Origin of the sequence: uncultured Planktosalinus sp. (assembly GCF_963973675.1) — a bacterium.
Lineage (GTDB): Bacteria > Bacteroidota > Bacteroidia > Flavobacteriales > Flavobacteriaceae > Planktosalinus.
In genome coordinates, this window is sequence record NZ_CAXBAN010000026.1 from 1 (window position 1) to 12,197 (window position 12,197).

General features: G+C 41.6%; 9 protein-coding genes and 1 tRNA gene. 6 read left to right on the plus strand and 4 right to left on the minus strand.

Features of this window, described 5'->3' with window-relative positions; translation table 11 throughout:
- Positions 1-29: 29 nt before the first annotated feature.
- From AACY61_RS01985 to AACY61_RS01995, 3 genes are read right to left on the minus strand one after another with little or no spacing between them, the layout of a single operon-like run.
- Positions 30-359 (minus strand): hypothetical protein, encoded by a 330-nt coding sequence (locus AACY61_RS01985; RefSeq protein WP_339609691.1) that lies wholly within the window; start codon positions 357-359, stop codon positions 30-32.
- Positions 360-377: 18 nt separating this feature from the next.
- Positions 378-2,759 carry a polysaccharide biosynthesis tyrosine autokinase gene (locus tag AACY61_RS01990; RefSeq protein WP_339609693.1) on the minus strand — a complete coding sequence of 794 codons (2,382 nt, stop codon included), beginning with the start codon at positions 2,757-2,759 and terminating at the stop codon, positions 378-380.
- A 4-nt stretch (positions 2,760-2,763) separates the two neighbouring features.
- Positions 2,764-3,552: a polysaccharide biosynthesis/export family protein gene (locus tag AACY61_RS01995; protein WP_339609695.1), complete on the minus strand. Its 789-nt coding sequence runs from the start codon at positions 3,550-3,552 to the stop codon at positions 2,764-2,766.
- Between the two features lie 237 nt (positions 3,553-3,789).
- Between AACY61_RS01995 and AACY61_RS02000 the strand changes: the two genes are divergently transcribed.
- The 6 genes from AACY61_RS02000 (at position 3,790) to AACY61_RS02025 (ending at position 10,350) form a co-directional block, all read left to right on the plus strand.
- On the plus strand, positions 3,790-4,950 hold the full coding sequence (locus AACY61_RS02000) for a PLP-dependent aspartate aminotransferase family protein (RefSeq protein ID WP_339609697.1): 1,161 nt from the start codon (positions 3,790-3,792) through the stop codon (positions 4,948-4,950).
- Between the two features lie 14 nt (positions 4,951-4,964).
- Positions 4,965-5,681 (plus strand): bacillithiol biosynthesis deacetylase BshB1, encoded by a 717-nt coding sequence (gene bshB1, locus AACY61_RS02005; RefSeq protein ID WP_339609699.1) that lies wholly within the window; start codon positions 4,965-4,967, stop codon positions 5,679-5,681.
- Between the two features lie 95 nt (positions 5,682-5,776).
- Positions 5,777-5,852: transfer RNA gene (locus tag AACY61_RS02010), tRNA-His, on the plus strand.
- A gap of 126 nt (positions 5,853-5,978) precedes the next feature.
- Positions 5,979-8,399 carry a gliding motility-associated C-terminal domain-containing protein gene (locus AACY61_RS02015; RefSeq protein WP_339609700.1) on the plus strand — a complete coding sequence of 807 codons (2,421 nt, stop codon included), beginning with the start codon at positions 5,979-5,981 and terminating at the stop codon, positions 8,397-8,399.
- A gap of 91 nt (positions 8,400-8,490) precedes the next feature.
- Positions 8,491-9,498: a formimidoylglutamase gene (locus AACY61_RS02020; protein ID WP_339609701.1), complete on the plus strand. Its 1,008-nt coding sequence runs from the start codon at positions 8,491-8,493 to the stop codon at positions 9,496-9,498.
- A gap of 60 nt (positions 9,499-9,558) precedes the next feature.
- Complete coding sequence (locus tag AACY61_RS02025) at positions 9,559-10,350, plus strand: MBL fold metallo-hydrolase (RefSeq protein ID WP_339609702.1); 792 nt, start codon at positions 9,559-9,561, stop codon at positions 10,348-10,350.
- A 348-nt stretch (positions 10,351-10,698) separates the two neighbouring features.
- Here the strand turns inward: AACY61_RS02025 and AACY61_RS02030 are convergent, their stop codons facing one another.
- Positions 10,699-11,538, minus strand: coding sequence for a T9SS type A sorting domain-containing protein (locus AACY61_RS02030; protein ID WP_339609704.1), 840 nt, complete (start codon positions 11,536-11,538; stop codon positions 10,699-10,701).
- Positions 11,539-12,197 lie beyond the last annotated feature (659 nt).

Sequence of the window (12,197 nt, forward strand, 5' to 3'; positions counted from 1 at the left end):
TGTTATAGATAGGAAATTTAAGAGGATTTTTAATCATAAATGTTTGTAAATCCCTCAACGTGAAATTGCCGGAATACAATTTTCGAAGTTGTTTTATTATAACTAAAAATACCTATGTCACGGTGCACTTCTCCCATTGGTTTTTTGGCAGATTTTGGAAAAGTAGATTGGTTTTTTACAAATAGATAGTTTTTTCCCAGTTCATATTTATAACTCCTAAATCCAATACCTTCACCCGCAACACCGGTTTCAACTCCCTGCCAGTCGCCAATTAAAAACTCAAACTTTTGGAGGTCTTCTTGACCAATACTTGAAAACAAGCAAACAAAAAAAAGCGGGATGGCTATTAATATTTTCATAGTATATTATAAGGTGTGTTAATTACCAAAAACCCCCAGCATACGTTTCCAAAACCCTTGTTTTTCAGCCCCATAGGTATACCCATATTTGTTACCATAACCAAAGTTGGCCATTTTTACATTGTTCAATACAAAGGCCACATTTTTAAGTTTTCCGTTTTCAAGGTTTTCTTTAGGAAAGTCAAGAAGTTTACGCTCAGTATAATCAGCCCTTACCACATACAAGGTAGTATCGGCATATTTACTGATTAATAAGGTATCAGTCACTAATAAACAAGGTGCCGTATCAACAATTACATAATCGTAATGTTCCTTTAACACATCAAAAAACATCCCGGTACTTTCACTCATCCAAAGTTCAGCAGGATTCGGTGGGATGGGGCCCGAAGAAATTACATCCAGCTTGGGTGAAAGTGTTGTTTTACGGGCATACTGTTCGAGATTGGTTGACTCACCAATCAGAAAATTAGTAACCCCTTTGGCTGCTTCATCACTAGGAAAATACCTGTGTAACTGGGGATTTCTGATATCAGCTCCCACCAAAACCACACGCTTTCCGGTATAGGAAAGGGTGAGTGCCAGATTTACAGCAGTAAATGTTTTTCCTTCCCCTTTAACTGTTGAGGTTACAAAAATGGTTTTCCCGGTTTCTGATTGTTGTTTCTTCACCAATAAGTACTGTAGGTTGGTTCTTAAAATTCTAAAAGATTCAGCCAATACATTGGTGTCATTTCGTTTTATAAAATCTACTTCTTTGGTAGCTATCTTTGGAATTTCACCTACAAAAGGAATCGAACCAATAGAACGCTCAATATCCTTTCGGTTGCTCACTTTGTCATACAACAGTTGATGCAGGTAAAAAATTAAAAAAGGAATCAGTAAACCCAATAAAAGAGCTGCTAGATAGATAATATTTCGCTTGGGCGACACAGGATTGGATGAACTGTAAGCCGCATCAACCACTTTGGCCTTGGGGGCTGTGACTGCCAGTGAAATAGAGGTTTCTTCTCTTTTTTGCAAAAGAAATAAATACAGGGCTTCCTTAATGGTTTGCTGACGTTCAATCCCTCTGAATTGTTTTTCTTTTCCGGGAACTTCTGCTATTTTAGAACCAAATATAGACTCCTGTCGACGCAGGTCGCGTAAATTGGTTTCTATTGCGTTTTTAATATTCTCCAGACCGCTAATGATACTGCCACGCAACTCATTGATTTGATTGGTCAGGTTGATAACCACCGGGTTTTGTTCTGTAGAACTGCGTAACATTCTGGTGCGTTCCAAAACTAACTGGTTGTAGTTACTAATGAGCCCCTCCATGCCTCCATCTGCGATGCCCAGGTTTGCCGGAAGCAATCCAATTTCTGAACTGTTATCCAAATAGTTCATCAAGTCATTGATGAGCTCCAATTGAGTCTCAAAGGTTATTTGCTGTTTGTTGAATTCACTGGCACTTGACAAAAACAATTCCGCTTCAGCTTCAAGGCTTGTAATGCGGTTGTCTTGTTTAAAAGTCACTTTATCAGTCTCTACTGAATCCAGTTCAGCCGTAATGATTTGTAAACGTTCATCGATAAAATTTGCCGTATTATTGGCTACAAGGTTACGGTCGCTGATCGCATCCTCGTTATATTGGGTAACCAATTCGTTAAGAATATCTTGTGCTTTTTCACGTACCGGGTCATTGATACTCAATTCAATGACACTCGCATTTTTGGCGATAGGGTTTACCTGAACTCTGGATTGATAGAGGTCTACTATTTTTTCAACTTCTGAAAATTGAATCAATAAGGTTCGGTTTTTTTCCAATTCTTCCAGTCGTTCCATATCAGGAACCAGGGTGATGGAAGCAAAATCTAAGTCAATTCGGTCACCAAAATTAACCTCCAGCTTTTGATCGGTTTCGGGGTTTGAAATCCTGACACGTGTTTGTGAAAGCACCGTAAATTGCAGTGGAAATGAAGGTAAGGAAACCTCTTTATTTAGATCAAGAATTTTTACAGTAAACGGCGTGTTTTTATAAACCTCTGTAACTTTAATATTTCCCTCAGTATAATAACGGATGTTCAAATTCAGTTTTTCAACTACCCTTCTGAACAAACGCTTGGAGCGCAGGATTTCAATTTCATTTTCTATACTGTTGGTATTCATTCCACTAATGAGGCCAATATCTTCAAAGGCTGCCAGCTCAGATGTTGCTCCATTTCCTTTGCTGTCCTTAATAATAATTGAGGTGGTTGTTTGATACTGTGCAGTGCTGTAACGCAAATACAAAAAAGCAACGGTGGCACACACCAACACCCCCAGAATAAACCAGGGCCATTTGCGCAAGTAAAATTCAAGTTGTTCCCTTAAATCGGGTTCAACTTGTTGATTTAAGGGGGTATTTGGGGTCGTTTCCATAAATTTATCGTGTAATTAATACAGCCAGTGAAATAAGTACAGACGCTATTGAAATATAAACAGTAGCGTTGCGGTTGTAAGCCGCTGCTCCTACCTGAGCGCTGTTTGGCTGTACATAAAGTACGTCATTTTGTTTTAAATAGTAAAAAGGAGATTGAATAAAATCACTTTTTGTGATGTCAATTTTGTGATAAATACGTTGGCCGTTATCCTCACGAAGTAGTAAGATATTGTCTCTTTTTCCGTAAATATTCAAATCGCCTGCCATTCCTAACGCCTCTAAAAGTGTAATGCGTTCATTAGAAATTGTAAAGGTTCCGGGATGGTTGACCTCTCCCAAAACAGTCACTTTATAGTTGATAATGTCGATATTGATAATGGGGTCTTTGAGGTAAGTTCCTATTTCCTTTTTCAAAAAAGTAACCAACTCCTGTCGTGTTTTTCCTGCCACATTTAGCGTACCCAACACAGGAAACTCAATGGTGCCGTCATTGTTAACAATATAACCCTGTATTTCACGATTGTTGGTTCTACCTACTTCTGAAATGTTCCGTGCCGGCTGAATTAAATTAAAAGGCATTGCTGCCTCCATATCAAATGAAGCTACATTGATTTTCAATACATCGTTTGCACGAATGGTTGGCGGACTATAATTGTCGGTTGTCATCGCAGCCATCGATTCGATGTCTTGCATATAAAGAATGTCCTTCTTTGAAGAACAAGCACTCAAAATAAGTAATACCAAGCCACTAATCCCTACTTTAGTAAGCATCAAACTGAGTCGTTTTATCATCCCTGTATTTTTGGCAAAAATAGCGGTTAATCTTTAAAATTACTATTTTTTTCGTTGTAATGAGCATAGCTCCACTATTTAATCTATGCACAGTTTTTCAATCCAACGAACTTTATGAATACTTTATTGTGATAAATTATAGACTCCCACCCTTTACTTTAGGGTGATTAAATAAGTGGAACACCAACAAAAATAGTTGTATCACTTTTAGTAACTTAGCATTCTCAATTCAAAATAATGAAATCAACTCAAAAATCTGGTATCAATACACTGTGCACCCACGCGGGTGAATTGACTGACACACGCTTCCACGGAGCGGTAGCACCTTTATACATGGCTACTTCCTATGCGTTTGAGGGTGTGGAAGAAAAGCGCTATCCGCGCTATTTCAATACCCCAAACCAACAAGCACTCTCACAAAAAATTGCTGCCTTGGAACATACTGAAGCTGCCCTGCTTTTTGGCAGTGGAATGGCGGCTGTAAGCACTGCCCTCTTGGCTTTCTTAGAAAAAGGAGACCACGTGCTCCTGCAAAAAACACTCTATGGCGGCACCTTCAATTTAGTGACTGAAGAGTTTGAAAAGTTTGGAATTGACTACTCATTTACTGAAGAGCTCACTGAAAAGGCCTTCACCGATAAAATAAAAGCCAATACCAAAGTAGTGTATATCGAAACACCTTCCAACCCTTTATTGACGGTCACAGATATTGAAATGGTAGCAAAATTGTGTAAAAAACACCGGCTCATTTCCATGATTGACAATACCTTTGCCTCTCCTGTCAATCAAAACCCTATCAATTTTGGAATAGACATCGTGATTCACAGCGCCACTAAATATATGGGCGGACACAGTGATATTCTGGCCGGAGCAGTTGCCGCATCTTCAGAACACATCGACCGGATTTTCCAAAAAGGTAAAAACCTGGGTGGTAATTTAAGTGAATATACCGTTTGGTTACTGGAACGCAGCATCAAAACCATGGGGCTTCGTGTGAAAGCACAAAACCGCACAGCTAAAAAACTGGCAAAATACCTCAGCAAACACACTCAGGTGAAAAAAGTCTACTACCCCGGACTTAAATCGCATCCCGATTATGAAACAGCAAAAAATCAAATGAAAGGGTTTGGCGGTATGCTTTCCTTTGAACTTACAGACACTGTAAACGCGCGTCAATTTCTGAAAAACCTGAAGCTCATCAAACCATCCATGAGTTTGGCCGGAGTAGAATCTACCATCCTGCTACCTTCAGAAACCTCTCATGCGCTCCTAAGTGAAGAGGAACGATTAAAACAAGGAATATCAAACAACTTATTGCGGTTTTCTGTTGGAATTGAAGAGAAATTAGATTTAATTGCAGATATAGAACAGGCCTTGGAAGCTTGTAAACAAAATTAAAAAAACAAAAACACGTGAAACTAGACATTCTCGCCATCGGTGCCCATCCTGACGATGTAGAATTAGGCTGTGGGGCCACTCTGGCAAAAGAAATTGCAAATGGTAAAACAGTAGGAATTCTCGACCTTACCCGTGGTGAACTCGGCACCCGAGGCACTGCTGAAATCAGAGATGTTGAAGCTGACAATGCTGCACTAATTCTGGGAGTTGCTTTTAGAAAAAACCTGGAGTTTTCTGATGGTTTTTTTGTAAACAACACGGCCTCACAACTGGAGGTCATTAAAATCATCCGAAAATACAAACCCGAAATTGTGCTTTGCAATGCGCTGGATGACCGGCATATTGACCACGCCAAAGGAAGCAAATTGGTTAGTGATGCCTGCTTTTTAAGTGGGTTGAAAAAAATTGAAACCATTTTTGAAGGAAATAAACAACAAGCCTGGAGACCCAAAAATGTGTACCACTATATTCAATGGAAAAACCTGACACCCGATTTTGTAGTGGATGTATCCGGGTTCATTGATAAAAAGATGCAAGCAGTGATGGCCTATGAAAGTCAATTTTACAATCCTGATAAAAATGAACCAGACACCCCCATCAGCAGCCCCAATTTTAAAGACAGCATTGTTTACCGTGCCCGTGATCTGGGGCGGTTAATAGGGGTTGAACACGCAGAAGGGTTCAATGTCGACAGGCTCTTGGGTATCAATTCTGTTTTTGATTTAAAATAATCACCTTTTTGTTTTGAAATTGATAGCTTTTTGAATTAAATTTGCACTCGCTTTTAGCAAACCGTCTGAGGTTCGCAAAAGCGACATCAACAAATGGTGGTTGTAGCTCAGTTGGTTAGAGCGCTAGATTGTGGTTCTAGAGGTCGCCGGTTCGAGACCGGTCTTCCACCCAAAACTCAAGTCTCTGTGAAAACAGGGACTTTTTTTGTTGATAAGGGCAGTCTCTTCTAACAGACTTCAAATTTCAATTTGAACTGCCGGGGAATTTTGTATATTTAAACGTTCAATCCCCTCCGTATGAAAAACAACTTGCTGCCACTTTACTTTTTGATAGTGCTTCTGTTTTCGCTAAGCCAAGTAGGTGCTCAGGAGGTCAACCTGTATGAACAGTTTAACGGAAGATATGATTTTACAGCCATAGGAAATACCTTGAACACTGTTGAAAACGGACTGGGTGCACCTTGTATCATTCTGACAGCTTCAAGTGCTACACTCAATCTGGAACCCACGCAAAATATTGTGGCAGCTTATCTGTATTGGGCAGGTTCCGGTGATGGTGATTTTGAAGTTAGTCTCAATAACGAACCCATCACTGCTGAGCGCACTTTTAGCAACGAACTGGACCCGGAACGTATCTTTTTTGCTGCTTTTGCCAATGTCACCCAACAACTTCAAAATACAGGGAATGGAGTGTATACGCTTTCTGAACTTGATTTAACTGAAGTCATCACACCCTACTGCCCTTCAGGAACCAACTTTGGTGGTTGGTCTGTGATTATTATCTATGAAGATGCCCAATTGAACCTCAACCAACTGAATGTCTATGATGGTCTGGAAAGTGTTTCATCCCTAAATCCGGAACTCAGTATTGTTCTGGAAAACCTCAATGTAATTGATAACGAAGGGGCTAAAATTGGCTTTTTAGCCTGGGAAGGTGATGAAAGCATTGCCGTAAATGAAACGCTTCAAATTAACAACTCCATCATTAGCAATCCACCCTTAAACCCCGCCAACAATGCTTTTAACGGAACCAACACCTATACAAACAGTAGTGAATTGTGGAATATGGATATGGATGTTTACGGAATTCAAAATAACATTCAGGTGGGAGACACCCAGGCAACTATTTCATTAAGTTCGGGGCAGGACTTAGTTATGATTAACAACATAGTTACTCTTTTAAACAGTCAGCTGCCCGATGCTACCATCAGCATAGATGAATTCACAGCCGGCGAGGAATGCGGTAACCGGGAAGTTAATCTAAATTACACCGTGTTTAATACAAACAGTACTGATGTATTACCCGCCAACACACCCATAGCCTTTTATGCAAATACAAGCCTTGTAGCTTCTTCTACCACGCAGGCAAGCATTCCTATAGATGGTTCAGAAAGTAGTGAAATTACATTCAGCATCCCTCCTTCCATTCCTCAGGAATTTACCCTAACCCTTGCCGTAGATGATACCGGAAATGGAATGGGGGTAGTAAATGAAATCGATGAAAACAACAATACAGATGCTGTTCAACTAAGCCTGTTGGTCTTTCCTGAAATTCCGGGTCTGACAAATCAGGAAATCTGTGACGCTGTCGGTCCCGAACTGTTCGACCTTACGATTTCCACTCAACAAGTCAACCCTGAATTTCAACTCACGTTTCACCAAACTACAACCGATGCAGAAAACAATGAAAACCCAATCGCAACTCCGGAGTCCTATGAAATCCAAGGACCGGAAGAAACCATTTTCATCAGGGTGGACAACGGCGATTGTTTTAGTATAGGTTCCTTTGTTATTCAAGTGATAAGCTGTCCTCTTCCGGATGCAACAATCTATATTACAGATGATTTGAACGCCTGTCGTCAACGGTTGCTTCAGCTTAAATACATTGTTGCCAACACACTCGGAACAGCCCCTTTGCCGGCTGAAACACCCATCGCTTTTTACATCAACGAACAGTTGTATGCAACAGACCTCACTCCCATTCAAATTCCTGAGGGAGGTCAAATTCATATGACAACTTCCCTGGAACTATCCGACAATGTCCCTGATGTTTTTGAACTTTTGTTGCGCGTTGATGACACAGGCGACAATTCCGGTATCGTGGAAGAATTGGATGAAACCAACAACACCTTCAGCACTACTGTACAATTTAGTGTCATCGATGACTTACCCATTCTCCCCGGTCTTGACCAGTGTAATGAAGGCTTCGGACTTGCCTCATTTGACCTTACCGAGGTACAGGAATTAATTCCTCTGTCTGCCGGTGATGAAGTACGCTACTTCACCAGCTATGAAGAGGCGCTGACGCTCCAAAACCCGGTGTTGTTTCCCGGGCAATATCAAAGCACCTCAAATCCGCAAACCATTTATGTCAGGCTCGATACCGAGTTGTGTTTTACAATCGGTGAATTCCGGCTTTCCATCACTGATTGCCCACCCTGGATTCCTGAAGGCTTTTCCCCAAACAATGACGGGATCAATGATGTATTTGAAATTTCAGGCTTGCTGAATATTTACCCCCTGCATGAACTTCTTATTTACACCCGCAAAGGCAATCTGATTTTTAAAGGCAACAATCAAACCGGCTTTTGGGATGGGTATGCCAACCACGGTTTGCTATATGAAGGAGCGGTTCCTTCAGGGGTGTATTTTTATGTTTTAAATTTAAATCATCCTGACTATAAAGTCTTTACAGGATGGGTTTATCTCAATAAATAAAATCATTCCAAAGGGATTCGTTTTACTTAAATTTATTACTTAAATTTCAATCTTTAACCAAACCGCTTTTTAACCTATTTATAACCTAAAAATGAATCCCTTAAAAATTTACTCCCCTCAAAAGATTCAAAAGTATATTAATAAAAGATTCGGTGAAACTAAATTTGGTGAAGCCATTCTCACAATAAATGAATTAAATGACCTTAAAACCTCTCCTGCCAACTATGTGCTTCTCGGTATTCCGGAAGATGTGGGTGTTTTGGCAAACCACGGTGTAAAAGGAACTAAAAATGCCTGGCAGGCTTGCTTAAAAGCATTGCTGAATATACAGGCCAATGAATTCACAAAACCCGAAAACATCCTTCTTTTGGGTGAGATTAATTGTGATATTGAACTCAAGGCTGCTGATACCCTTGATAAGGAAGACGAACATTATTTCGAAGAACTCGGTCACATCGTTTCACAAATTGATACCAAAGTAAGCACGGTGGTCGAACAGATCGTAAGTGCCGGAAAAATACCCGTCATTATTGGCGGTGGCCATAACAATAGCTATGGCACTATTAAAGGGACCTCGTTTGCATTGAAAAAGCCAATCAGTGTCATTAATTTTGACGCTCATGCCGATTTCAGACCCCTGGAACACAGGCACAGTGGTAACGGCTTTTCTTATGCCTATGAAGAAGGCTACTTACACCATTATTTTATATTCGGTTTACACAAAAACTACAACAGTCAGGCTATTTTTGACAGACTTCACTCCAGCAAAACAAGCGTATCTTACAACCTGTTTGAAAGTATTGCTATTCAACGTACAAAATCATTCGGACAAGCCTTGAAAGAAGCCGAATCGTTTACGGTTGCCGCGGAGAAATTTGGATTGGAAGTGGATCTAGACAGTGTTCAAGACATACCCAGCAGTGCCAAAACACCAAGCGGGTTTAGTGTAAATGACACGCGTCGGTTTATTAGTTACTTTGCAAAAAACAGCAACGTGGCTTACCTCCACCTATGTGAAGCAGCCCCAATACCCGGAACCGAAGAAGAAAAACAAGTGGGTAAATTGCTTGCTTACTTCATCATGGATTTTATAAGTTAGTTAACGGTACTTCATTTTAAGTTGTTGTATTTTAACACCTCGAACTAAAACACACACAAAATGAAATCTAACACCTTATTTGTACTCCTATTTATTGCATTTTTTTGGTCTTGTAAAAATTCAGCTGAAAAAACAACTGAGGAACCGGTTGACAGTAATCAGGAAATGGCCATTGAACAAGCAGCGCCCCAAATTGATATCCACCCCATCAGCCATGCCACTATGGTTCTCGAATGGGATGAAATCGTTATGTATGTTGACCCGGTGGGAGGAGCTGAAGCTTTTTCAGGCATGAAAGATGCCGATATCATTTTGATTACTGACATTCATGGCGACCACCTGAATATCGAAACCTTACTAGCCATCAAAAAAAATAAAAGCCGCATCATTGCACCCCGGGCGGTGATCGATCAACTTCCGGAAGAGCTTAAAACTGATGTTATAGCATTGTCCAATGGCTCTTCGGTAAACCAACAGGCTTTTACCATCACCGGAATACCCATGTACAATTTACGGGAAGAGGCCTTAAAATATCACGAAAAAGGAAGAGGCAACGGGTATTTGATTCAACGAGATGACTACAGGGTGTATATTTCAGGTGACACTGAAGACATACCGGAAATGCGCTCGCTCAAAAACATTGACCTGGCCTTTGTTTGCATGAATTTACCCTATACAATGACCGTTGAAAGTGCTGCTTCAGCTGTCGCAGAATTCAAACCTAATACCGTGATTCCCTATCACTTTAGAGGAGCAGACGGTTTTGCTGATGTAGATGCTTTTGAACGACTCGTCAATGAAAATGCTCCTGAAGTGGAAGTCAAGCGATTGGATTTTTATCCGAATAAATAAGGCAGTACTTTATTAAATTATTTGTAGCTTATAGTTGCCTCCAACAAACTATACCCTTTTACATTATTAATATAAACCCCTAAGCTGTAAATTACTTAGGGGTTTTCCTTTTTTAAATTTCTGTTTATTAGGGTGGATTGTCTCATTCAAACTGCAGCAGGAATCTACCCTTGTGGATTCTATCACAAATAAATTTCACTATGGAGCTAACTGCAGGATGCCGGGTGCTGACAGAAGTTGAATTCTAAGCATTTTTAGCTTCATTTTATATACCCTTTTCAGTGTATTAAACAAAAAACCCCGACACTGGGCCGGGGTTTAATCAACTTTATTTATTAGAAAAAAACACTATTCCACAATCAAACGTTTGACTGTTTGTTTGTTTTCACTTTGAATCATCACCATATACACCGCTGATGAGAGTTCGCTCACATCCAGCGTATAGGTGTTTTGTGGCGTACTGTATCGCTGTTGTCCAACCATTCGCCCTCTGGTGTCGTAGATACTGATTTGATCTACGGCAATCATTCCGGGGTTGCCAATGTTCACTGCTGTGGCTGCCGGGTTCGGGTACATCGTCAGACTGCTCAGGTTGAAGCTGTCTGTGCCCAAAAATGGGGTCACTTCCAGTTCAAAACTACAGGTCGAGGTATTGCCCGACTCGTCTTCAGCCATAAAGGTAACGGTATATGTCAATCCTGCTGACAACGAGGTGTTGGGTGCAGGTTCCTGAGTGATTAACACTACAGGGTCTGTACAGTTATCCGTTGCGGTTACCCCGCCGGTAAAGTCTTCCATCACATAGGTACCGTTCCCGTTCGGATCAACGGTTACATCACCCGGACAACTGATTACCGGTGGTAAGGTGTCGGCCACCGTTACTACAGAGGTACAGCTTGTGCTGTTGCCTTCGCTGTCGGTTACCGTTACCGTTACCGTGTTCTCACCAATGTCTGAACAGTCAAACGCGGTTTGACTGATACTGATGTCAGCTATCGAACAGTTGTCCATACTACCGCCATCCAGCATGGCTGCCGTGAGGGTGGCTTCGCCATTTTCATCCAGTGGCAGGGTGATGCCTGCTACACAGAGGGCTTCGGGTGCTATCAGGTCTTCTACCGTTACGATCGCAGTACAGCTTGAGCTGTTGCCTGCTGCATCGGTCACGGTGAGGATGACCGTATTCACGCCCACATCGCCACAATCAAATTCTGTCTTGCTGGCGGTGTATGTGAGGTCACTGTTGCCACAGTTGTCGGTCGAGCCGCCATTGAGGTCTTCCACAAGGATACTCGCCATTCCATTGGCATCCAACTGGATGGTCAGGTCCTGACAGACTGCCTGTGGTGATTCATTGTCTTCTACCGTTACGGTAAACGAACATACATCGGTATTGCCGGCTGCGTCGGTTGCCGTCCAGGTCACTGTGGTGGTGCCCAAGTTAAAGGTCACCCCGCTGAGCGAACTTCCTGAACCGTTGGTCGCACCGGACAGACTGTAGGTAATCGTTGACACACTACAATTGTCGGTCGCCGTGGCGTTCCAGCTTGTACCGCTGTGGGTGTAACTACAGCTACCTGCATTGGCATCTATGGTTTGGTTTCCTCCACACGTGATCTCAGGTGACTGGTTGTCTTCTACCGTGATTTCATAAGTACAGCTGTGGGTATTGCCATTGTTGTCGGTTGCGGTCCAGGTCACTGTGGTGGTGCCTAAGTTAAACACGACTCCGTCCAGGGTTATACCACTACCGGTGGTTGCCCCTGAAAGGGTGTATTCTACTGTTGCTACACCACAGTTATCAGTGGCTGTGGCATCCCAGGCCGTACCGCTATGGGTATAGGTAC

Bases quoted from the DNA above. Each gene is read 5' to 3' on its own strand.
- AACY61_RS01985 (WP_339609691.1), bottom strand. From the start codon at position 359: ATGAAAATATTAATAGCCATCCCGCTTTTTTTTGTTTGCTTGTTTTCA.
- AACY61_RS02025 (WP_339609702.1), top strand. From the start codon at position 9,559: ATGAAATCTAACACCTTATTTGTACTCCTATTTATTGCATTTTTTTGG.
- AACY61_RS01990 (WP_339609693.1), bottom strand. From the start codon at position 2,759: ATGGAAACGACCCCAAATACCCCCTTAAATCAACAAGTTGAACCCGAT.
- AACY61_RS02015 (WP_339609700.1), top strand. From the start codon at position 5,979: ATGAAAAACAACTTGCTGCCACTTTACTTTTTGATAGTGCTTCTGTTT.
- AACY61_RS02020 (WP_339609701.1), top strand. From the start codon at position 8,491: ATGAATCCCTTAAAAATTTACTCCCCTCAAAAGATTCAAAAGTATATT.
- AACY61_RS02000 (WP_339609697.1), top strand. From the start codon at position 3,790: ATGAAATCAACTCAAAAATCTGGTATCAATACACTGTGCACCCACGCG.
- AACY61_RS01995 (WP_339609695.1), bottom strand. From the start codon at position 3,552: ATGATAAAACGACTCAGTTTGATGCTTACTAAAGTAGGGATTAGTGGC.